16 protein-coding genes and 4 tRNA genes are annotated in these 21469 nt (G+C 53.8%); 3 read left to right on the top strand and 17 right to left on the bottom strand.

Features of this window, described 5'->3' with window-relative positions; genetic code table 11:
* Positions 1 to 297 precede the first annotated feature (297 nt).
* Entirely contained in the window at positions 298 to 1443 is a 1146-nt protein-coding gene (dnaJ, locus tag BG910_RS04265; RefSeq protein ID WP_089035776.1) for a molecular chaperone DnaJ, read from the top strand.
* 226 nt (positions 1444 to 1669) lie between these two features.
* On the opposite strand, the gene BG910_RS04260 is transcribed toward dnaJ, so the two are convergent.
* The 12 genes from BG910_RS04260 to BG910_RS04205 all read right to left on the bottom strand — a co-directional run bounded on the left by BG910_RS04260 (position 1670) and on the right by BG910_RS04205 (position 12518).
* A tRNA-Asp gene (locus BG910_RS04260) sits at positions 1670 to 1746 on the bottom strand.
* Positions 1747 to 1778: 32 nt separating this feature from the next.
* Positions 1779 to 1854, bottom strand: a tRNA-Val gene (locus BG910_RS04255).
* Positions 1855 to 1900: 46 nt separating this feature from the next.
* A tRNA-Asp gene (locus tag BG910_RS04250) sits at positions 1901 to 1977 on the bottom strand.
* A gap of 32 nt (positions 1978 to 2009) precedes the next feature.
* Positions 2010 to 2085, bottom strand: a tRNA-Val gene (locus BG910_RS04245).
* A 71-nt stretch (positions 2086 to 2156) separates the two neighbouring features.
* A complete protein-coding gene (locus tag BG910_RS04240) occupies positions 2157 to 4142 on the bottom strand; it encodes a monovalent cation:proton antiporter family protein (protein WP_089035775.1) in 1986 nt (661 codons plus the stop codon).
* Positions 4143 to 4629: 487 nt separating this feature from the next.
* On the bottom strand, positions 4630 to 5376 hold the full coding sequence (gene fabG / locus BG910_RS04235) for a 3-oxoacyl-ACP reductase FabG (protein ID WP_089035774.1): 747 nt from the start codon (positions 5374 to 5376) through the stop codon (positions 4630 to 4632).
* Positions 5377 to 5501: 125 nt separating this feature from the next.
* Positions 5502 to 6530, bottom strand: coding sequence for a CgeB family protein (locus BG910_RS04230; protein ID WP_089035773.1), 1029 nt, complete (start codon positions 6528 to 6530; stop codon positions 5502 to 5504).
* A gap of 27 nt (positions 6531 to 6557) precedes the next feature.
* On the bottom strand, positions 6558 to 7589 hold the full coding sequence (locus BG910_RS04225; protein WP_089035772.1) for a hypothetical protein: 1032 nt from the start codon (positions 7587 to 7589) through the stop codon (positions 6558 to 6560).
* 9 nt (positions 7590 to 7598) lie between these two features.
* Positions 7599 to 8621, bottom strand: a complete 1023-nt coding sequence (locus tag BG910_RS04220) for a hypothetical protein (RefSeq protein WP_089035771.1) — start codon at positions 8619 to 8621, stop codon at positions 7599 to 7601.
* A gap of 86 nt (positions 8622 to 8707) precedes the next feature.
* A complete protein-coding gene (gene fabD, locus BG910_RS04215) occupies positions 8708 to 9637 on the bottom strand; it encodes an ACP S-malonyltransferase (RefSeq protein WP_089035770.1) in 930 nt (309 codons plus the stop codon).
* An 8-nt stretch (positions 9638 to 9645) separates the two neighbouring features.
* On the bottom strand, positions 9646 to 10965 hold the full coding sequence (locus BG910_RS04210) for a DUF1294 domain-containing protein (RefSeq protein ID WP_157694021.1): 1320 nt from the start codon (positions 10963 to 10965) through the stop codon (positions 9646 to 9648).
* Positions 10966 to 11555: 590 nt separating this feature from the next.
* Positions 11556 to 12518, bottom strand: coding sequence for a beta-ketoacyl-ACP synthase III (locus BG910_RS04205; RefSeq protein ID WP_089037133.1), 963 nt, complete (start codon positions 12516 to 12518; stop codon positions 11556 to 11558).
* A gap of 245 nt (positions 12519 to 12763) precedes the next feature.
* Here BG910_RS04205 and BG910_RS04200 point away from each other — a divergent pair, with 245 nt between their 5' ends.
* Complete coding sequence (locus BG910_RS04200) at positions 12764 to 13144, top strand: hypothetical protein (RefSeq protein WP_089035768.1); 381 nt, start codon at positions 12764 to 12766, stop codon at positions 13142 to 13144.
* A 290-nt stretch (positions 13145 to 13434) separates the two neighbouring features.
* Here the strand turns inward: BG910_RS04200 and gyrB are convergent, their stop codons facing one another.
* The 3 genes from gyrB to BG910_RS04185 form a co-directional block, all read right to left on the bottom strand.
* Positions 13435 to 15825 carry a DNA topoisomerase (ATP-hydrolyzing) subunit B gene (gene gyrB, locus BG910_RS04195; protein ID WP_089035767.1) on the bottom strand — a complete coding sequence of 797 codons (2391 nt, stop codon included), beginning with the start codon at positions 15823 to 15825 and terminating at the stop codon, positions 13435 to 13437.
* A gap of 193 nt (positions 15826 to 16018) precedes the next feature.
* On the bottom strand, positions 16019 to 16729 hold the full coding sequence (locus BG910_RS04190) for an LrgB family protein (protein ID WP_089035766.1): 711 nt from the start codon (positions 16727 to 16729) through the stop codon (positions 16019 to 16021).
* Positions 16730 to 16739: 10 nt separating this feature from the next.
* On the bottom strand, positions 16740 to 17123 hold the full coding sequence (locus tag BG910_RS04185) for a CidA/LrgA family protein (RefSeq protein WP_232462236.1): 384 nt from the start codon (positions 17121 to 17123) through the stop codon (positions 16740 to 16742).
* Between the two features lie 103 nt (positions 17124 to 17226).
* On the opposite strand from BG910_RS04185, the gene BG910_RS04180 reads away from it, so the two are divergent.
* A complete protein-coding gene (locus tag BG910_RS04180; protein ID WP_089035764.1) occupies positions 17227 to 18120 on the top strand; it encodes a LysR family transcriptional regulator in 894 nt (297 codons plus the stop codon).
* A 340-nt stretch (positions 18121 to 18460) separates the two neighbouring features.
* On the opposite strand, the gene BG910_RS04175 is transcribed toward BG910_RS04180, so the two are convergent.
* Positions 18461 to 19975 (bottom strand): catalase, encoded by a 1515-nt coding sequence (locus tag BG910_RS04175; RefSeq protein WP_089035763.1) that lies wholly within the window; start codon positions 19973 to 19975, stop codon positions 18461 to 18463.
* A 315-nt stretch (positions 19976 to 20290) separates the two neighbouring features.
* Positions 20291 to 21394 carry a DNA polymerase III subunit beta gene (gene dnaN / locus BG910_RS04170; RefSeq protein ID WP_089035762.1) on the bottom strand — a complete coding sequence of 368 codons (1104 nt, stop codon included), beginning with the start codon at positions 21392 to 21394 and terminating at the stop codon, positions 20291 to 20293.
* Positions 21395 to 21469: the final 75 nt, after the last annotated feature.

Here is a 21469-nt window from a genome sequence, read left to right as displayed (position 1 = left end):
CCGCCCGCGCGGGTATCTGCAACGCTTACGTCTCGCCGGTCTTCCGTTTGGCAGAAGATGCCGCGGCCACGCACAAGGGCGATGATGTTGACCGGGGCTCTGGGAAAATTCAGATAGCTACTCCCGTAAGAGTGGCGGAATTATAATGAAAGACGTTAGGTAAAACAAGGCAGGCCGTCTGAAAACCGCCGCTGCGCCGTTTTCGGACGGCCTTTATTTGTCCCGCCGCCCTTGAGTTTCCTGCCACCGCCCATATTATAGAATCCGATTTCATTACATTTTCATTCAGACCAAACCATGAGCAACAAAGACTATTACGAAACGCTGGGTGTCGCCAAAGGCGCTAGCGACGACGACATCAAAAAAGCCTACCGCAAGCTGGCGATGAAATACCATCCCGACCGCAATCCCGACAACAAGGAAGCGGAAGAGAAATTTAAGGAAGTTCAAAAAGCCTACGACACGCTTTCCGACAAGGAAAAACGTGCCGCATACGACCAATTCGGCCATGCCGCGTTTGAACAGGGCGCCGGCGGATTTGGTGGCGCGGGCGGGTTCGGCGGATTTGGCGGCGGCTTCGGCGGTGCGCAGGGCTTTGATTTCGGCGACATTTTCAGCCAGATGTTTGGCGGCGGCGCAGGCGGCGGACGCCAGCCCAATTATCAGGGAGCAGACTTGCAGGTCGGCGTGGAAATTACGCTCGAAGAGGCCGCCAAAGGTATCAAAAAGCGCATCAACATTCCGACTTACGAAGAATGCGACGTCTGCCACGGCAGCGGCGCCAAGCCGGGAACATCCGCTTCAACCTGTTCGACCTGCCACGGATCGGGAACGGTGCACATCCGTCAGGCGATTTTCCAGATGCAGCAGACCTGTCCGACCTGTCACGGCACGGGACGCGAAATCAAAGACCCGTGCGTCAAATGCCGCGGCGAAGGGCGTACCAAAACCAGTAAAACCGTGGAAGTCAACATTCCCGCCGGCATCGACGACGGACAACGCATCCGCCTGAGCGGCGAGGGCGAACCCGGCCAACACGGCGCACCCGCCGGCGATTTGTACGTCAACGTGCGCGTGAAAGAACACAAAATCTTCGAGCGCAACGGCTTGGATCTGCATTGCGAACTGCCCATCAGCTTCGCCGTCGCCGCGCTCGGCGGCGACGTGGAAGTGCCTACGCTTGACGGCAAAGTCAAACTCAACATCCCGAAAGAAACCCAAACCGGCCGCCGTATGCGCGTCAAAGGCAAGGGCATCAAATCGCTGCGTTCCAGCGCCACGGGAGATTTGTACTGCCACGTTTTGGTCGAAACCCCCGTCAACCTGACCGATCGCCAGAAAGAGCTGTTGGAAGAATTTGAAAAAATCTCCACCGGTCTTGACCGCAGTCAAACACCACGTAAGAAGTCGTTTTGGGATAAAGTAGGCGATTTGTTTGACTGATTTTTGTCGTGTTTTATCAGAAGATTGGTAATGCCGACGGAAAACAGAGGCCGTCTGAATATTTTTCGGACGGCCTCTGTTTTTGTTTGGTGTGAGTGTCAGGAATTAAAAATCGACGGTTAAAAATTAATTAAAACCAAAATTGGTAGAAAAACAGTTTGTGTTAGGAGGAAGAGGTAAGCGTTATGTGCAAAAAAGCACCGCAGAAAACGGTGCTTTTAAAATTTGGCGCGGCGGACGGGGCTCGAACCCGCGACCCCCGGCGTGACAGGCCGGTACTCTAACCAACTGAGCTACCACCGCGCATTTCAACGCATAAGCGGTGAAAGGGAAACTGGTGGGTGATGACGGAGTCGAACCGCCGACATTCTGCTTGTAAGGCAGACGCTCTACCAACTGAGCTAATCACCCGAAACTTCTTAATTAAAAAGCACCGTTAAACGGTACTTTTGGAATTTGGCGCGGCGGACGGGGCTCGAACCCGCGACCCCCGGCGTGACAGGCCGGTACTCTAACCAACTGAGCTACCACCGCGCATTTCAACGCATAAGCGGTGAAAGGGAAACTGGTGGGTGATGACGGAGTCGAACCGCCGACATTCTGCTTGTAAGGCAGACGCTCTACCAACTGAGCTAATCACCCGTTTACGCAAAACTGCGAAGACGTTATTAAATCAAAAAACCGTTTGTTACGCAAGTTTTATTTGCGGGGAATCAGGCTTTTCCCTGCAAACTCCAGTTTTCAAAAGAAATAATTTCTTCTTTTCGGCCGGCAACCACCAAAATGTCGCCGGATTGGAAACGGAAGTCGGGATCGGGGTTTTCGATGCGGCCGGTATTGCGGCGGATAAACAGCAGTTTGAGGTGTTTGCGGTCTGTCGGCAGCTCGTGGATGCTTTTGCCGATGGCGTGGGCTTCGCCGACGAGGGTAAACGCGTGGCGGCTGATGTTGTGGCTTTCTTCGGAAAACGTGGTTTCGTCATCGCTGCCGACAAACAGATCCTCCAGCGAGGCGTAACGGCTGCGGCGGATGTTCATCAGGGTTTGGTAAACGCGGTTGTACGGCACGCCGTTGGCGAGCATGGCGTAGGCGGCGAGGGCGAGGCTGGTTTCTTTGGTGTCGGAAACGGCTTCTTCGGCGCCCATGTCGGTGAAGTGTTTGACGTAATCGTCGTCGATGGCGCGGGCGTAAACCTGCATACCCGGGTGCATCGCCATGATGTTGTCGAGAATGTGTTGGGTTTCGTGCATATTGTTGATGGTTAAAACAACCATTTTGGCGCGTGCCAGGCCTGCGGCTTCGAGCACTTCGCGGCGTTTGGCGTCACCGAACGCCACCGGCTCACCCGCGCTGTGGGCGATATGGACGCGCTCGGCGTCGAGGTCGAGGGCGAAGTAGGGAATGTTTTCCTGCGCGAGGATACGGCCGATGGTTTGTCCGCCGCGTCCGAAACCGATGATGAGGACGTGTTCGGATTTGCTCATGGTTTCGACCAGCATGGCGTGCAAATCGACGGCTTTTAAGTCCCAATCGTTGGATTTAAACAGCAGCGAAACGATTTTGTCGCTGCTTCCCAAGAGGAACGGCGCGGCAATCATGGAAAGCAGAATGGCCGCGGTAGCGGCTTGTTCCAGCGCGGGCGAAACCATGTTGATTTTGCTGGAAACCGCCAGCATCACGAAACCGAATTCGCCGCCTTGCGCCAGATACAGCGCGGCTTTCAGACTGTCGGCGTTTGGGTGCTGCATACGGCGGGCAATCAGGAAAATGACCAGCGCTTTCAGAAGAATCAACACGGCAAACAAAACCAGCACCATCTGCCAGTTGCTGCCGAGCGCCTGAATGTCGAGCTTCATGCCGACAGTGATAAAGAAAAAACCGAGCAGAATGTCGCGGAACGGACGGATGTCGTCTTCCACCTGAAAGCGGTATTCGGTTTCGGACAACAGCATTCCAGCCACAAACGCGCCCAACGCCAGCGACAGACCGGCCGATTCGGTCAGATAAGCCACGCCCAGCGTCACCAGCAGCACATTAATCATAAAAAGTTCGGACGATTTGCGTTTGGCGACCAGTCTGAACCACGGCGACATGATTTTATTGCCGACAACAAACAAAATGCCCAGCATCGCCGCCATTTTCAGCGCGGCTAAACCCAACTCTACCCAAAGGCTGCCTTCGCTGCCGCCAGAGAGCGCGGGGATTAAAATCATCAGCGGCACGACGGCGATGTCCTGCATCAGCAGCACGCCCATTGCCATCTGGCCGTGCGGCTGGTCAAGTTCGGACTTTTCCGAAAGCAGGCGGCTGACGATGGCGGTGGACGACATCGCCAGCGCGCCGCCGACGGCAAACGCCCAGTTAAACGGCGTGCCCGCAATCATCAAAACGCCCATCACCGCCAGCATGGTCACGCCGACCTGCAAACCGCCCAATCCGAACACCAAACGGCGCATGGCTTTGAGCTTGGGCAGCGAAAATTCGAGACCGATGCTGAACATCAGAAACACGATGCCGATTTCGCCCAAATAATCCGTAGCCTCGCTTTTCGGAATCAGGCTCAGCATACCCGGGCCCGCAATAAAGCCGACCAGCAGGTAGCCCAGCATGGACGGAACATTGAATTTGCGGCAGAAAATCACGGTGATGACCGAAACGAGCAGAACGATAACGACGGGGGCGAGCGAGATGTGTGGCATGGGCGCAGTTTCTGTAGCGTAGGGTTTCAGACGGCATCGGCACGTCAGAACGGCGGACAGGCCGTCTGAAAGATTGGTTGGGCGCGGCGATGCGGCGGCGGGTTGTTGTGTTGTTTTGGGGTTGGACGGCGGTGTTTTCAGACGGCCTGTTTGTTGCTTGCGAAAATTTCAGATTGAGACCGTTGCGAAAACCGAAGAGACCGTCTGAAATTTTCACAGACGTTATTCCTGCCTGCGCGGGAATAACGTCTGTAGCGGGTTTTCCCTTTTTCAGGCGGCATCCAACCGTCTGTTTTTTGATTTTCCAAAAAGCTCAGACCGTCTGAAAAAATCGCCGAAAAATGCAGAAGTCATTCACGCAAACGGCGTTTCGATTATAGCAAGAAACACCGCAGGATAATGTTTTATCTAATAAAAAGGCCGTCTGAATAAGTAAACATTCAGACGGCCTTTGCAAAAATAATACACTTCGGAATTATTTCTAATCTTACGGCATCAGCATCCCGCCGTTGACGTGCAGCGTTTGGCCGGTAATGTATTTCGCCTGGTCGCTTGCCAAAAACAAAACCGCATCGGCGATGTCTTGCGCGTCGCCGAATTTGCCCAGCGAAGTTTGCGCTTCAAACATTTTGCGCGTTTCTTCAGGCAGGACACGGGTCATGTCGGTGTCGATGAAGCCCGGCGCCACGCAGTTGACCGTGATGCCGCGGCTGCCGGCTTCGCGTGCCAGCGATTTGGAAAAACCGATTAAGCCCGCTTTGGCGGCGGCGTAGTTGGTTTGGCCGGCATTGCCCATTACGCCGACAACCGATGTGATGTTGATGATGCGGCCGGCGCGCTGTTTCATCATGCCGCGCAACACTGCTTTAGACGCGCGGAACACTGATTTCAGGTTGATCTGCATGATGTCGTCCCATTCTTCTTCTTTCATGCGCATCAACAGGTTGTCGCGGGTAATGCCGGCGTTGTTGACCAAAATATCCAGTTTGCCGAATGTTTTTTCAATGTCGGCAATCAGCGCTTCGATGCTGCCTTCTTCTCCCGCATTCAGCGCGCGCCCCTGACCGCCCCATTGCGTCAAACGCTCGCTGATGGCCGCCGCGCCGCTTTCAGAGGTTGCCGTGCCGACAACCGTTGCGCCGGCCGCAGCCAGTGTGTCGGCAATCGCTGCGCCGATACCGCGTGATGCGCCGGTTACTAGGGCAATTTTGCCGCTCAGGTCTTGCGTGCTCATGATGAATCCTTTTTGATGGTTGATCTTCAGACGGCTTTATAGCATAAATAGGTTTTTTAATCTAATTTTGTGGGGAAAGACCGTCTGAAACGGGAACGGATGTTTCTTTCAGACGGCCTTTCTGTCTAGGCGGAATCCAACGGCTGATAAGGCGGAATATCCAACAGGTAATGCAGCCAGTTGCGAAAACCGTATTTGGCGTAAATTTCAGACGGCAACTCGTGATAGGAGCGGGTAAGGAAATCAGCCAGTTTGCTTTCCGCTTCATTATCCCAAATCAGAATATTGTCGGGATGGTAAAAATCGTAAGCCACGACCTGCGGGTTGGAGGTAATCAGTTTTTTACGGTAACACATGGCATCGAAAATGCGGAACGACAAGCCTTGATGGTCGGCGCTGACAAAGTCGGTTACGGCAGAGGCCGTCTGAACTTTTTGCAGGTTTTGCTCGAAGCTTAAAATGCTGCTGCGGTCAAGATAAGTCATGCCTTCATCGCCGAAGACTTGGCAGGCGCGGCCGTTTTTGCTGTAAATGTGGAAATCCAGCGGTAGATCCAGACGGCGTGCGGCTGCAATAAAGCTGAGAATTTCGGCGGCGCGGCTGGGGTCGTCGCCGCCGAGAAAGTAGATACCGCCCGATGTGTTTGCGGTTTCCGGCAGCGGGTAGTCGAAATGGAAATTGGTGGCCGTCTGAAAACCGTATTGCGGGTATTTTTCTGCATCTTGGCGGTCGAAGACGAAAAAGCGGTCGAAATAGGGCAGGTAGTCGAAAATATCGGGAAAACGGTCGATACCGTCCCATTGGTAGTTGATGCATGTTTCGCTGTGCGCGCGGATTTGGGCAATGATTTCTTTGGGGTAAATGTTGGCGCGGATACAGAGGGCATACTCGGCTTTTCGGCCGCCCAATGCCATCAGTTTGCGGTTGATGTCGGCTTGATAGCGGCTGAAGCGCAAGGCTTTTTTGTAATTGCCGTCATGAGTAATGTATTTGTGATACAGGTTTTTCAGACGGCTGAAAGGGCTGGGATAGTAGGAATCGCGGTTGTTGTAGCAAAGATTAATGACCTCGAAGCCGTGGAAACGCAGGTTGGTTTCGATGCAGCGGTCGAGACCGTAAAGATACGGGCAGGCGAGGATGACGGTTTTTTTCATGAGGCGTTTCAGACGGCCTGAGGCTGTTTATTCGGGCAAACTGATTTTCTGATGCGGTTCGATGTCGAGAATGTAGTTAATCCAGTTGCCGAAGCTGTATTTTTGATAGATTTCGGGCGGGAATTCGTGTAAAGGGCGTGCTATAAATTCGGTAAGGCCGTCGAGGTGTTCGCCGTCCCAGACAAATACGTTGTCGGGGTGGTAGAAGTCGTATTTTTTGATTCCGGCGTTGGTGGTGATGAGTTTTTTGCGGTAGCCGAGGGCTTCAAACGGGCGGAATGAGAGGCCGTTGTGTGCCGGTGTTTTGAAATCGACCAATATTTCGGCCTGTTGTGCGGCTTTGAGGTTGTCTTCGAAACGGCGGATGCCGATGAAGGTGCGGATGTTTTCGGGATAGAGGCGGCGCAGCTCGGCTTCGGACATGTCGAGGCCGCCGATGGCGAGGTCGGTTTTCAGACCGAGTTTTTCGGTTTCGCGGGCAAACGCGGTAATGGCGGCGCGGCGCGGTTCCATATGGAAACCGACGAAGTAGATGTCGTTGGGCGGGGTCTCGGGGAGGTTGATGTTGTGGTCGAAATAGAAATTGGTGGCGGGCAGGTAGTTTTCAGACGGCCTGATGTCGGCAGGGTCGAAAACGTAGAATTTATCGAACAGGGCGGCGCAGTCACGGATATTGGGGAAGCGGCTCATGCCGTCCCATTGGTAGTTGACCGTATTGCCGCGCACGCGCCGTTTGACGTCTTGCAGAAATTCGGGGGTGTAGGTGTCGCCGCGGATAAACAGGGCATAATCTGCGCTGCCGCCCGCTGCGTCGAGCTGCTGTTCGAACGATTCGGTCAGCAGTCGGGATTTCAGGCGGCGTTTGGCGTGTTTGTCGCCCAAAGCCTGCCTGATTTTGACGCTCAGGCGGGAGGCAAACGAGGGGTAGCGGAATTCTTGGCCGTCAACGGCGATGTTGATGACATCGAAACCGTGATAAGTCAGGGCGGACTCGATGGTTTTGTGGATTTGGTTGTCGGCGGGCATTCCCAAAACAATGGTCGGTTTGCGGTCGTTCATGGCGCGGCCTTACTCGGTTTCTGCGGTTTGCAGCGGGATGCCGAGCAGCCGGTATGCCCAATGTTTGAAGGAATATTGCTGTTTGATTTCAGACGGCACGGGGCGGTAAGGCCGTCTGAAAAAGTCTTTGAGGTCGTCTAAGGTGTTGCTTGTCCAGATGAAGATGTTGTCGGGATCGTAGAAGTCGGTATCGGCAACGGTTTGGTTGGTGGTAATGAGTTTTTTCTCAAAACGCAGGGCATCAAATACGCGGAACGACAGGCCGTAGTGGTCGAATTGGGCGAAATCGACGATGGCTTTGGCGCTTTTGGCTTTTTCCATATTTTCTTCGTAACTCAAGGCGGTGGAGCGGTCGAGGTAGGTGATGCCGTCGATACCGAAAACACGGCGGGCACGGTCGTCTTTGCAGTAGATGTGGAAATCCATCGGAATGCAGAGCCGGCGGGCTTCTTCGATAAAGAGTTTGGTACGCTCTTCGCGGCGGGATTCGTAGCCGCCGAGAAAATACAGGGCATCGTTGGGCAGGCTGCTTTCAACGGGGAGGTCGAAGAAGAAGTTGGTGGTGGCTTTCAGACGGCATTCGGGGTAGCGTTTGACGTCTTCGGGGTCGAATACCCAGCATTGGTCGAAATAAGGCAGGTATTGGAGGATTTCGGGAAAACGGCCTATGCCGTCCCATTGGTAGTTGACGCAGACTTCGCTGTGTTCGCGGATTTGGGCGATGATTTCTTTGGGGTAGATGTCGGAATGGATGCAGAGGGCGTAATCGGCCTTCCGTCCGCCCAATGAAGCGAGTTTTGCACGAATGTCCGGCTGAAAAGGCAGATATTTCAGCGTTTTTTTGTAGTTTTTATCTTTGGTAACGATTTTGTGGTAAGTGCTCAGCAGCCGGCAGCCGAAATGCGGGTAGCGCGAGTCGCGGTCGTCGTAACAGAGATTGATGACGTCGAAGCCGTGAAAGCGGAGATTGTTTTCGATTTGTTGGTCGAAGCCGTAAATGTGGGGCATGGCGAGAATGACGGTTTTTTTCATAGCGCGTGCTTGATGACAAATCGGTTTTTTTGAAGTGTAGGTGCGTTCAGACGGCCTGTCGTCAAAACAAGGCCGTCTGAAAGTTTTTATGGATGCGCTTCGATAAATGCGGCGAGCTGCTCGGAATTGGTGAGCGCGGTGCAGACTGCTTCTTTGTTTATCCGTTTTGCCAAGCCTGCCAGCACTTTGCCGGGACCGCATTCGGCGGATTCGGTAATGCCGTCCGAAACGAGGGCGTTGACGGTTTCCGTCCAGCGCACGGGGCTGTAAAGCTGGCGCACCAGCGCGTCTTTGATTTGCGCGGCGTCAGAGTGGGCGGCGACGTCGGCATTGTGGACAACGCGGATTTGCGGGGTTTTGATTTCGACGTTTTGCAGCGCTTCGGCCAGTTTGTCAGCAGCAGGTTTCATCAGGCTGCAATGCGAAGGCACGGAAACGGGCAGCGGCAGGGCGCGTTTGGCTCCGGCGGTTTTGGCCGCTTCCATCGCGCGTTCTACGGCGGCGGCGTTACCTGCGATAACGACTTGGCCGGGCGAGTTGAAGTTAACCGCTTCCACCACTTCGCCTTGCGCGGTGTCGGCGCAGATGGTTTTCACCTGTTCGTCTTCCAATCCCAAGATGGCGGCCATTGCGCCGACGCCTTGCGGAACGGCGGACTGCATCAGTTCGGCGCGCAGGCGCACAAGTTTGACAGCATCGGCGAAATCCAATGCACCGGCGGCAGCGAGGGCGGTGTATTCGCCGAGGCTGTGCCCTGCGACAACGGCGGGTGCTTTGCCGCCTGTTTCGAGGTAGGCGCGGTAGGTGGCGACGCCGGCGGCTAGCATAATCGGCTGGGTGTTGACGGTTTGGCCGATGATTTCGGCGTCTTCGCCGTTGATCATCGCCCACAGGTCTTGGCCGAGTACGGCGGAAGCTTCGTCAAACGTGGCTTTTACGACGGCTTGTCCGTCGAAGCCGTTCATCATGCCGAGGCTCTGCGAGCCCTGACCGGGAAAGAAAAATGCAAAAGACATGATATTCCTCAGTTTTTCAAGATGGAAAGAATGGGATTATCGGCATAATGTATCAGCAGGGCATAGGTAATGGCAATATTTACGGCGATTGTAAACCAAAAAATATAAACAAACGGGACTTTTTGGGTTTTGTGGTTGAACGCGGTGCGCGCGGCGAGTGCGCCCGGCCAGCCGCCGAACAGTGCGTAGGCGTGCAGCTTGTTTTCGGGAATGCGGCCGGCGTAGGCGCGGCTGTTTTTATCGGTTTTCTGCGCAGTCAGTTTGTCGTCGCGGTAGAGGAAAAACGTGATGACGCTCAACACCAGATAAACGGCGGCCAGTTTGTAGGAAAAATAAGCTGTGGCGAGCAGGTAGGCGGCGCCGGTGAAAATTTTGGTCAGCAGGTCGGAAATCAAAATATCGGGGCTTCCTTCGTCCGGTTTCTGTTCGCCGAACAGACAGTTTTCATCACCGCGTAAAACCACGCGCACAGCCTGCCGGCGCTCGCCTTTGACGGGCGGCTTGCAGTAGAAGCTGACAGCCTGGCCGTTTTTCGGGCGGCGCGATTGGTAATGGAACGCGCTGATGTGGAAAAACGCATTTTGGTGTTCGTCACCGTAGCGGATAAAGCCGAACCCTTTTTCGTCGTTCCAATTCAGAATGGTTCCGTTCAAAACGCGGTTGGCCGGCGGCGCAGCGGCTTCGTCATACTCGACAAGCGGATCGTCGGGCATAGGCGCAGATTCGCGCACGACGGATTGCAGCGGCGCGGCTTTGGCTTCGGCGGGCGTTTTGTGAATGGGAATGTCAGAGCGCGCGGGTGCGGTTTGCAGGTTTTCAGACAGCCTTTGCATGGCCTGTTTTTCAGACGGCCTGACGGTTTGCGCGGCGGATTCGGGCGGAACGTAAGCCTGAATGGCGGCTTCGGTCAGCATCCATTGGCCGTTGCGGTGTTGCTGCAATACGCCTTCGACGCAGTCGCCGACTTTGGGAATACGGCTTTGGTCGGTAAGAAATGCGCCGATGACGAACACGGGCTGGCCGGGAAAATTTTCATCGTGGCCGAAACCGCCGTTTTTGGAAAAATCCCAGTCTTTCAAAGTGATGCGCAGGATCTGGCCAGGTTTGTAGTCGGGTTTGAGCAGCTCGACCTGGCAGGCGGTGGGGCGCTCTTTCGAGCTGTCTTCGGAAAAACAGACGCGGTCACCCGTTTTCGGAAAAAGATAGCTGCCGGCCAATGCGGCTTTATCGGCGAAAAAGCGGCGGCCTGAGTCGTCGGCGATAATCGAACCGCGCTGCATGGCGTCAAACCAATGGACGATGGTTCCGTAATGTAATTGTGGATTCATTTTTATCGTTTCAATCTTGTCAGTCGGGATACAGCCGAATCGTTTGATTTTTAAAGGCAAACGGCCGGATGAAATATCCGGCCCGAATTTTGCTGCCCGCAGCGTGTGCGTTTTTGCTATGGTCAACAAAATTATTGTTGCGTTAAAGACATATGGAAGTATAGCAACGAATGCCGAAATATGCTTTTGAAATAAAACAGTCGGGTTGCCTGAATGGCAAAACTGCAACGGTTTGCCGTTCAGACGGCATTTGGGATTGTGTGAAAATAAGAAACGTCCGCCCGGATGCTGTCTGAAACGGTTAATTTTTCAACCGACGCCATTCCCGCGCAGGGGATCTGCGTTTGATTTTCTGAAGCTTATTTTAAAACAAGATTGCCTGTTTTAGCTGTGGATTCCCGCTTGTGCGGGAATGACGTCCGTGAAAGTATCAGACGGCCATTCTGATTTTTGCAAAGGTCTCGGCTTTTGGGATTTTGTAAAATAAGAACGCAAATGTTGCGGATGAAGAAAGGCCGTCTGAAAACCAAACCGCTTCTTTCAATATACAGTAAAGTTTTCAGACGGCCTTTTGCGCTTAAACAGCCGAATCAGTATTTCACCAAAACCGCGCCCCATGCGAAGCCGCCGCCGATGCCTTCGAGCAGCAGGTGTTGGTCGCGTCGGATTTGGCCGCTTTGGATACCGGCATCTAAGGCCAGCGGAATCGAGGCGGCGGAGGTGTTGCCGTGATCTTGTACGGTCAGGATGACTTTTTCAGACGGCAGGTGCAGGTGTTTGGCAGTAGAGTCAATGATGCGTTTATTGGCCTGATGCGGAACCAGCCAGTCGATTTTGTCGGTGGTAAAACCCGCTTCGCGAATCACGTCGTCGGCGACTTTCGCCAGCATTTTGACCGCGAATTTAAACACGCCCGGGCCGTCCATTTTAACGTAGGGCGAACCGCAGATCTTTCCGCCGGCAATCTGGCCGGGTACTTTTAAGAGGTCGAGATAATTGCCGTCGGCCTGAAGTTTGCTGTGAATAATGCCCGGCTCGTCGGACGCGCCCAGCACTACCGCACCGGCGCCGTCGCCGAATAAAACGCAGGTGGCGCGGTCGTTCCAGTCAACAATGCGGCTGAACGTTTCTGCGCCGATGACCAGTGCTTTTTTCGCCATGCCGCTTTTGATATAGGCATTGGCAGTGGTCAGCGCATACATAAAGCCTGCGCAGACGGCCTGCACGTCAAACGCGGGGCTGCCGTTGGTGATGCCGAGTTTCTGCTGGATGATGGTGGCGGTGGAAGGGAACTGCATATCGGGTGTGGCGGTGGCGACGATGACGAGGTCGATTTCGTCGGCGGAAAGATTAGCGGCTGCCAATGCGCGGCGTGCGGCGGCGGCGCCCAAATCGCTGGTTTTTTCGTCATCAGCGGCGATGTGGCGGAATTTGATGCCCGTGCGCGTGGTAATCCATTCGTCAGAAGTATCGACTTTTTTGGCTAAATCGTCGTTGCTGACACGGTTGGCGGGGAGATGGCTGCCTGTGCCTAAAATTTTGGCATACTGCATGGAAAATCCTTCGGGCGGGTTGCTTTTACGGCGGGTATTGTAAGCGAAAACCTTAGCGTTTTGAAACAGCAAACACGGGTTTTTGCAGGGGATTTTCGGAATATTTCAAACGAATAATATATTGTGTTTTCAGGTGTTTTTATGATTAAAGCGAGAGGCCGTCTGAAAACGGCACGCTTGCTTTTTCAGACGGCCTCTCGCTTGCGGACGTGTTAACATCGCTTCTTTTTTCTATTCCAGCAACCATGCAGATTCGCAAAACACTCGCCGAAATTTCCGCTATGTTCGCCAAACAGAGCGGAAAAACCATCACTTTCATGCAAACTGCGCCGGATAAAATCCGCGCCCGCTACCTCGCCGATTTGGATTTGACGCTGGCCGGACACGGCGGCGATTATCTGCTGTTTGACTATCATTTGGGCTGGGGCGCGGCTTTGCTGGCGAAAACGGTCGGCGGCATTTTCGGCAGCATCCGCACGAAAAAGCTGACGGTCGATACCGCCAAGCAAACCGTGCGCCTGAATCTGGCGGCGTTCGCCGAATTCCGCCCCGCGCTGGAAACGCGGCGCATTGCCGCGGCGCGGATTGAAGATGGAATTTTGACTGTGGATTTGGCGGATGATTGAAGCGCGGGAAAAGAAAGTGAAAAAAGTCACAGGCCGTCTGAAAAATGTTTTTCAGACGGCCTGTGACTTTAAAAAACAAACAAATCAAACCTGAAAATGTATAAGCGTCCTTCTTCCTGCACAGGCGGACCGGCAGGCGAAATTCACGCAACTTTTTGTTTTAAAAACATTACCTATCTCAAACTTCTGGATTCCTGCCTGCGCGGGAATGATGTCCATAAATGAAGTCCATAAAAGTTCTTGCACTGAGCGCAGTCGAAGTGTCAGACGGCCTTTTTCATTGCGCAGTGTTACGCGTCGATATTTTGCGCCACGAGTGCGTTGTTTTCGATAAATGCGCGGCGCGGTTCGACTTCGTCGCCCATCAGGGTAACGAACACTTCGTCGGCGGCGATGGCGTCTTCGATGCGTACTTTCAGCAGGCGGCGGACGTTCGGATCCATAGTGGTTTCCCAAAGCTGCTCGGGGTTCATCTCGCCCAAGCCTTTGTAGCGCTGGATGCTCATGCCTTTTTGGGCGGCGCCCATCAGGATGTCCAGCGCTTCTTCAAAGTTGCCGACGGCTTGCTCGTTTTCGCCTTTGAACAACACGGCCCCGCTGCCGATCATGCCCTCGAGCATGGCGGCGGTTTGGGTAAGGGTTTGGTAGGCTTTGCTGCTGAGGAACTTCGGCTCGATGTAGCTGATCATCACGTTGCCGTGCAGCTTGCGGGTGATTTTGATGAAGTGGCTGCCTTCGTGGCCTTCGATGCGTTCGAGTGCGACTTCTTTTTCGTCCAACAGGGCGGAGAGGTCGGCGATGGCGCGGTCTGTACTTTCGGCGGTGGCCAAGTCAATCGGTTTGGCATGCAGCATGGCGTTGAGCACGAGGTCGTCGATGACGCGGCTTTCTTGGGCAACCACGGCTTTGGCCTGCAAAAATTGTTTGGCGGTTTGCGCGAGGGTTTCGCCTTCGATGGTGCGGCCGTCTGAAACGATTTTGGCTTTATCGACAGCCAAGCTCAGCAGCCATTGGTCTTTTTCGTTTTCATCTTGCAGGTAACGCTCTTGCTTGCCGTGTTTGGCTTTGTAGAGCGGCGGCTGGGCGATGTAGATGTAGCCGCGCTCTACCAACTCGGGCATTTGGCGGTAGAAGAAGGTGAGCAGCAGCGTGCGGATGTGCGCACCGTCCACGTCAGCATCAGTCATGATGATAATGCGGTGGTAGCGCAGTTTTTCGGGATTGAACTCTTCTTTGCCGATGCCGGCGCCCAGCGCGGTAATCAGCGTGGCAACTTCTTGGCTGGCCAGCATTTTTTCAAAACGCGCTTTTTCGACGTTCAGGATTTTGCCTTTGAGCGGCAGAATGGCTTGGAATTTTCGGTCACGCCCCTGCTTTGCCGAACCGCCCGCCGAGTCGCCCTCGACGAGGTAAAGTTCTGACAGGGCGGGATCTTTTTCCTGACAGTCTGCCAGTTTGCCGGGCAGCCCCAAGCCGTCCATCACGCCTTTTCTGCGTGTGATTTCGCGGGCTTTGCGCGCAGCTTCGCGGGCGCGCGCAGCATCGACGATTTTACCGGTAATGATTTTGGCTTCGGTCGGGTTTTCTTCCAAAAAGTCAGTCAAGGCTTGGTTGATAACTTCGTTCACCACTGGCCCGATTTCGCTGGAAACCAGTTTGTCTTTGGTTTGCGATGAGAATTTCGGGTCGGGCAGTTTTACCGACAACACGCAGGTCAAGCCTTCGCGCATATCGTCGCCCGCCGTTTCGATTTTGGCTTTTTTGGCGATTTCATTGGCTTCGATGTAGTTGTTGATGGTACGCGTCATCACTTGGCGCAGCGCGGTCAGATGCGTGCCGCCGTCGCGCTGCGGGATGTTGTTGGTGAAACACTGCACGCTTTCCTGATAGCTGTCGTTCCACTGCATCGCCACTTCCACGCCCATGCCGTCTTTTTCGCCCGACGCGTAGAAGATTTTTTCGTGCAATGGCGTTTTTTTGCGGTTCATATACTGCACAAAACCGGCCACACCGCCCGACAAGGCAAAGCTTTCGTGTTTGCCGTCGCGCTCGTCAGTCAATTCGATGTCCACACCGTTATTCAGGAAAGACAACTCGCGGATGCGTTTGGCCAGAATGTCGAAACTGTATTCGACCGTACCGAACGTCGCTTCGCTGGCGCGGAAGCGCACGGTGGTGCCTTTTTTGTCGGTATCGCCGACGACGGCCAGCGGTTTTTCCGGCGCGCCGTTGATGAATTTGACGAAATGTTCTTTGCCGTCGCGGCAAATATTTAAAGTCACCCAATCGGATAGTGCATTCACGACGGAAACGCCCACACCGTGCAGGCCGCCTGAAATTTTATAGCTGTTGTTGTCGAATTTGCCGCCCGCGTGCAGGATGGTCATGATAACTTCGGCGGCGGAAATACCCTCTTTAGGGTGGATGCCCGTCGGCATACCGCGCCCGTTGTCGGAAACGCTGACGGAGTTGTCGGCATGGATAATCACGCGGATTTTGTCGCAATGGCCGGCGAGCGCTTCGTCGATGGCGTTGTCCAATACTTCAAACACCATATGGTGCAGACCCGATCCGTCCTGCGTGTCGCCGATGTACATACCCGGACGCTTGCGGACGGCTTCCAAACCTTCAAGCACCTGAATGCTGTCGGCGCCGTATTCTTCTTTCTTCTGCTCAGTCATGATGTCGTATCTTTTTGGTTTTGATTTTAAAGAAATTCCGTGTCAGGCCGTCTGAAAACGGCGGGGCAGCCGGATGCGGCTGCGAAGCCCGCTATTATACCTGATTTTGTTGGATATTTCAGCCCTGCGGCATGGTAAAAGGCCGTCTGAAAATGTGGGTTTTCAGACGGCTTGTGTATGGCGGCTGCGGGCATCAGATAAAGCCCAGCCCGCGCATCATCCAAATCACCAAATGAACCATGGTTGGTCCCAGTAAAACCATAAACAGCCCCGCGATAATCATGGTCAGGCTGGCCATGACGCCCTCGGTTTCGTGGCGCTGACCGGCGCGTGACGTACCAAAACCGTGGGCGGCGTTGCCGAAAGCCACGCCGTTGGCGGTGCGGAAGCGGATTCGGGTCAGGGCGAGAAACAGGTCGCCGAAAATCATGCCGACAAAACCCGTGATGATGGTAAACAGGGAAACCAGCGCGGCCGAGCCGTGGATTTCGTTGGCCAATACCACGGCAAACGGCGTGGAAATCGAGCGCGCCATCAGGCTGTTGGTCACTTCGTCGCTGAAATGGAACAGGCGTGCCATCACGAAAGCGCTCAAGATGCCGACAAACATTCCGACCACGATGGAAACCATCAGAATCGGCAGTTGGCGCAGGATAACCTCGCGGTTTTCGTAAATCGGCACGGCAAACGCGACGGTAACGGGCGTGAGCAGAAAAACGATGCCCTGCGTGTATTTGTGGTAGGTATCATACGAAATGCCGCAAACCAGCAGCAAAATAATGGTGCAGGCCGATACTGTTACCACCGGCGAAAAAATCATCAACGGCTTGCGGCGGTAGAGTTTTTTTGCCACTACATAAGCAACACACGTCCAAACCAAGCAAAATAATGCAACCCAATCCATTTTCTTCCCTTTAAGCGTGATATTTTTTATACAGTTTGCGTTTCATGCGGTAGCAAAACATCATCGTCAGCGCGGTCGAAACCATCACCAAAGCCGTCCCCACCACAATCGTTACCGCCAACTGCCAGCCCTCGGAAAGCAGCAAATCCCGATATTGCAACACGGAAATCATAATCGGGATAAAGAAAAACACCAGCTCGCCCAATGCCCACTTCGCCCCTTTTTCCACCATGCCAACTTTAATCACGCCGGTCGACAGCAAACCCAGCATCACAAACAAACCCAATACGCCGGACGACAAAGGCAGATGCGCCAACCTGACGACAACATCTGAAGCAAACCACACCAAACCAATCAAAACAAGCTGCAATGCCGTCTGAAAAATACGGTTCATAATCCTACTCATTCAATTGCAAACAAAAACAGGCGTTGATTATAGCGGTTTGTTTTTTGCATAATATGAATTATTCACATCAAAATTATGCAGAAACAGAATAATGGATTTCAAAAGCCTACACTGCTTGGTCGAACTCGTGCGTCGGCAGAGTTTTTCCGACACCGCCGCCGCGCTGAACCTGACGCAGCCGACCGTCAGCAAAATGATTCAATCGCTCGAAAACGAATTGGGCGTGCCGCTGTTTCATAAAGAAAACGGACACAAAAAACGCCGCATGGAACTGACACCGATTGGCAGCGAAGTTTATCAGCACGCCTTAAATTTATTGCACGAACGCGATTTACTGCTCCAACGCATCGATGACTACCGCCAAATCAAAAGCGGCACGCTGCGCATCGGTTTGACTTTGTTGGGCAGCGATTTATTGGGCAACTCATTTTCCCGCTTCCACCAAAAATGGCCTGAAATCCAACTTTCCTTTTTAGAAGAAGGCTCGCTCGCCATCGGAAAAGCCCTGCGCGAAAACGAAATCGATGTCGGGCAAATGCTTGCTCCCGTTCACGAAGACTTTGAATTTATTACCCTTTGCGACTATCCGCTGATGGTCATCATGCCGCGCGAAAAAGTGCGCAAACAATCCGCTTTCACGCTGCGCAGTTTGAAACACGAACCGTTTATCCTGTTCGGCACCGGTTTTTCACTCAACCAAACCATTCAGACGGCATGCCGGCAGCAAGGCTTTACACCCAACGTAATTTGCCGAACCAGCCAATGGAATCTGCTCGCCGATATGGTTGGACACAATATGGGAATCGCCCTGCTGCCCGAGTATTACGCCAATAAAATGAACCCCGAAGTCTTCGCCGCCGTGCCGCTGGTCGAACCCGAAATCCGCTGGAAACTGACTATGGCGTGGAAAAAGCACCAACGCCCAGCCCCCGCTCTGCGCGCATGGCTGGAGATTGTCCGTAGCGAATTTGTGTCGTTTGAATAGACGGATGCCGTCTGAAAATATAGTGAAATTCCTGAAAAACCAAAAGACACAGGCTGGGCTTCAGTCCGCGTAGGTACGGTTAGCTTTGCCCCAAGCAAAGCGTAACCGTACAAATATTGATGCCGTCTGAAAACATGATAATTTTTCAGACGGCATTTTATGGTTCAACGGCGTTCGTACGGTTACACCGCTTGGAAGCGGCTAGCCGCTCCTGCGTTTCTGCCTCGAACTGTTGAACAAATCAATTCAATCCATTCGCCGATTTCCATCCACATTTTTCTACTTCCTTTCATATCATTTCCGGCGGAAATGCCGTCTGAAAACCGGCATTTTTCCACGTTTACAGCAATCCTGCCTGACCCAGCGCAGGGTCGGTTGCGCGGGCGGCGACGGCATCGGCAACGGTTAACCCTAGTGCGGCGGCCATGCCTTCGCCGTAGGCAGGGTCGCAGGCGTAGCAGTTGCGGATGTGGCGGTATTTGATGAAGTCGGGTGCGTCGCCCATCGCGGCGGCGGTGTTGTCAAACAGGGATTGTTTTTCCTTGTCGTTCATCAAGTTAAACAGCGCGCGCGGTTGGCTGAAGTAGTCGGCATCGTCTTGGCGGTAGTCCCAATGCGCCGCGTCGCCGCTGATTTTTAGAGGCGGCTCGGCGTATTGCGCCTGTTCCTGCCATTGTCCGAAACTGTTGGGTTCGTAATGGATGGTGCTGCCGTAGTTGCCGTCGGTGCGTCCCTGTCCGTCGCGGGCGTTGCTGTGTACGGGGCAGCGCGGGGCATTGACGGGGATTTGGTGGTGGTTCACGCCCAGTCGGTAGCGTTGTGCGTCGGCGTAGTTGAACAGGCGCGCCTGCAACATTTTGTCGGGCGAAACACTGATGCCGGGAACGAGGTTGCTCGGTGCGAATGCGGATTGTTCGACATCGGCGAAGAAGTTTTCGGGATTTTTGTTCAATTCAAACTCACCCACTTCAATCAGCGGGTAGTCGCTCTTCGGCCAGACCTTAGTCAAATCAAAAGGATGGTACGGCACTTTTTCGGCATCGGCTTCGGACATGATTTGCACGAACATCGTCCATTTCGGAAACTCGCCGCGTTCGATGGCCTCGTATAAATCACGCTGGTGGCTTTCACGGTCTTCGGCGATGACGGCAGCGGCTTCTTCGTTGCTCAGGTTTTGGATGCCTTGTTGGGTGCGGAAGTGGAATTTCACCCAAAAGCGTTCGTTTTGCGCGTTGATAAAGCTGTAGGTGTGGCTGCCGAATCCGTGCATATGGCGGTAGGATTTCGGGATGCCGCGCTCGCTCATCACGATGGTTACTTGGTGGAAGGCTTCGGGCAGCAGCGTCCAGAAGTCCCAGTTATTAGTGGCGGAACGCATATTGGTGCGCGGGTCGCGTTTGACGGCTTTGTTCAAATCGGGAAACTTGCGCGGGTCGCGCAGGAAGAACACGGGCGTGTTGTTGCCCACCATGTCCCAGTTGCCCTCTTCGGTGTAAAACTTCAGGGCGAAACCGCGGATGTCGCGCTCGGCATCTGCTGCGCCGCGTTCGCCTGCCACGGTGGTAAAACGGGCGAACATTTCGGTTTTCTTACCGATTTGGCTGAACAGCTTGGCTTTGGTGTAGCGCGTGATGTCGTGTGTTACGGTAAACGTGCCGAATGCGCCGCTGCCTTTGGCGTGCATCCTGCGTTCGGGAATCACTTCGCGCACGAAGTTGGCGAGTTTCTCGTTCAGCCACAAGTCCTGCGCCAATAATGGACCGCGCGCGCCTGCAGTGAGCGAGTTTTGGTTGTCGGCAACGGGCGCGCCGTTGTTCATGGTAAGGTGGGTTACGGGGCATTTGTGTTGGGACATAATGTATTCCTTTATCAGTGGTTGACGTTTGCAGCGCAGCAGGGCTGCGGGTAATCGGTTTTGCTTTATTGCGGCAGCTATATTCACAGGCTGCTTCCTCACAAACCGAATATTGGAAATCTATTTGCCTATTTCATTATTATCTATTAATAATAAAATTTCGTTTTATTTAAACTATGAGAGAATGTTATCAGTAGTGAACGCTATTGGAAATAATATTCCGATTTATTCTTGCAATTTAATACTATAGCCAAAATAAAACAGATGCCGTCTGAAAATATTTTTCAGACGGCATCTGTTTTATTTTAAAACCGCTTAAATCCGCATCGGCATCACGATGTATTTGAAGTTCGGATTGTTCGGTACGGTAAACAGCGTGGATCGGTTGGCGTCACCGAACGCAAGCTGCATATCGTCGGAATGGATGTTGCGCAACACGTCCATCAGGTAGCCGATGTTGAAGCCGACTTCCAGTTCTCCGCCCTGATAGGCGATTTCTAATTCTTCGCGGGCTTCTTCCTGCTCGTTGTTGGAGCAGACGACGCTCAGCAGGCCGGATTGGAGGAACAGGCGGGCGCCGCGGAATTTTTCGTTGGCGAGAATTGAGGCGCGTTCGAGTGCGCCTAAAAGGTCTGTGCGCGAGAGGACGAAGATTTTGTCGTTGTCGAGCGGAATGACGCGGTTGTAGTCGGGGAATTTGCCGTCGATGACTTTGCTGACAATCACGGTGTCGTTGCAGCGGAAGCGCACTTGGTTGTCGAGCAGCTCGACGTTGATGGCTTCGCTGGGTTGGTTGAGGAGTTTGAACAGTTCGAGCACGGTTTTGCGCGGTAGGATAACTTCGGTTTTGGGCAGGTCGGCGTCGATTTGCGCGGCGGAATAGGCAAGGCGGTGGCCGTCGGTGGCGACGAGGCGGAGCTGGTTGCCTTCGACCTGCATCAGGAGACCGTTGAGGTAGTAGCGGATGTCTTGCACGGCCATGCTGTATTGAACCTGCGAGAGCATGTTTTTAAAGGTTTCCTGAGTAAGGGAAAAGGAGGCACTGACGTTTTCGCCGACGCTCATTTGCGGGAAGTCTTCGGCAGGCAGGGTTTGCAGGGCGAAACGGGATTTGCCGGCTTTCAGGGTCAGGCGGTTGTCGGCCCAGTCGAGGGAAACGACGGCGCTGTCGGGCAGGGCGCGCAGGATGTCTTGGAATTTTTTGGCGTTGGTGGTAATGCGGAAATCGCCGGATTGGGCTTCGGGGCCTGCGGTGTTGATTTGGATTTCGAGGTCGGTCGCGAGGATGTTGGTCTGCCCGCCGCTGCCTTCGATGAGGACGTTGGAGAGGATGGGCAGGGTGTGGCGGCGTTCGACAATGCCGGTTACGGCTTGGAGCGGTTTGAGCAGGCTGTCGCGGTCGGCTTGTAAAATTAACATGGGGAAGTCCTTTGGATTTTGTTTGGTTTTGTCGGTATCGGATTAGTTTTCAGACGGCCTTTCCGTGTTTCACGG

This window comes from Neisseria chenwenguii (assembly GCF_002216145.1).
GTDB classification, from domain to species: domain Bacteria; phylum Pseudomonadota; class Gammaproteobacteria; order Burkholderiales; family Neisseriaceae; genus Neisseria; species Neisseria chenwenguii.
Note: the sequence above shows the minus strand (reverse complement) of the source record. Positions and strands in the feature narration are given on the sequence as shown.

What these genes read in the sequence shown, in the direction of transcription:
- dnaJ (WP_089035776.1), top strand. Translation starts at nt 298, where the DNA reads ATGAGCAACAAAGACTATTACGAAACGCTGGGTGTCGCCAAAGGCGCT.
- BG910_RS04240 (WP_089035775.1), bottom strand. Translation starts at nt 4,142, where the DNA reads ATGCCACACATCTCGCTCGCCCCCGTCGTTATCGTTCTGCTCGTTTCG.
- fabG (WP_089035774.1), bottom strand. Translation starts at nt 5,376, where the DNA reads ATGAGCACGCAAGACCTGAGCGGCAAAATTGCCCTAGTAACCGGCGCA.
- BG910_RS04230 (WP_089035773.1), bottom strand. Translation starts at nt 6,530, where the DNA reads ATGAAAAAAACCGTCATCCTCGCCTGCCCGTATCTTTACGGTCTCGAC.
- BG910_RS04225 (WP_089035772.1), bottom strand. Translation starts at nt 7,589, where the DNA reads ATGAACGACCGCAAACCGACCATTGTTTTGGGAATGCCCGCCGACAAC.
- BG910_RS04220 (WP_089035771.1), bottom strand. Translation starts at nt 8,621, where the DNA reads ATGAAAAAAACCGTCATTCTCGCCATGCCCCACATTTACGGCTTCGAC.
- fabD (WP_089035770.1), bottom strand. Translation starts at nt 9,637, where the DNA reads ATGTCTTTTGCATTTTTCTTTCCCGGTCAGGGCTCGCAGAGCCTCGGC.
- BG910_RS04210 (WP_157694021.1), bottom strand. Translation starts at nt 10,965, where the DNA reads ATGAATCCACAATTACATTACGGAACCATCGTCCATTGGTTTGACGCC.
- BG910_RS04205 (WP_089037133.1), bottom strand. Translation starts at nt 12,518, where the DNA reads ATGCAGTATGCCAAAATTTTAGGCACAGGCAGCCATCTCCCCGCCAAC.
- BG910_RS04200 (WP_089035768.1), top strand. Translation starts at nt 12,764, where the DNA reads ATGCAGATTCGCAAAACACTCGCCGAAATTTCCGCTATGTTCGCCAAA.
- gyrB (WP_089035767.1), bottom strand. Translation starts at nt 15,825, where the DNA reads ATGACTGAGCAGAAGAAAGAAGAATACGGCGCCGACAGCATTCAGGTG.
- BG910_RS04190 (WP_089035766.1), bottom strand. Translation starts at nt 16,729, where the DNA reads ATGGATTGGGTTGCATTATTTTGCTTGGTTTGGACGTGTGTTGCTTAT.
- BG910_RS04185 (WP_232462236.1), bottom strand. Translation starts at nt 17,123, where the DNA reads ATGAACCGTATTTTTCAGACGGCATTGCAGCTTGTTTTGATTGGTTTG.
- BG910_RS04180 (WP_089035764.1), top strand. Translation starts at nt 17,227, where the DNA reads ATGGATTTCAAAAGCCTACACTGCTTGGTCGAACTCGTGCGTCGGCAG.
- BG910_RS04175 (WP_089035763.1), bottom strand. Translation starts at nt 19,975, where the DNA reads ATGTCCCAACACAAATGCCCCGTAACCCACCTTACCATGAACAACGGC.
- dnaN (WP_089035762.1), bottom strand. Translation starts at nt 21,394, where the DNA reads ATGTTAATTTTACAAGCCGACCGCGACAGCCTGCTCAAACCGCTCCAA.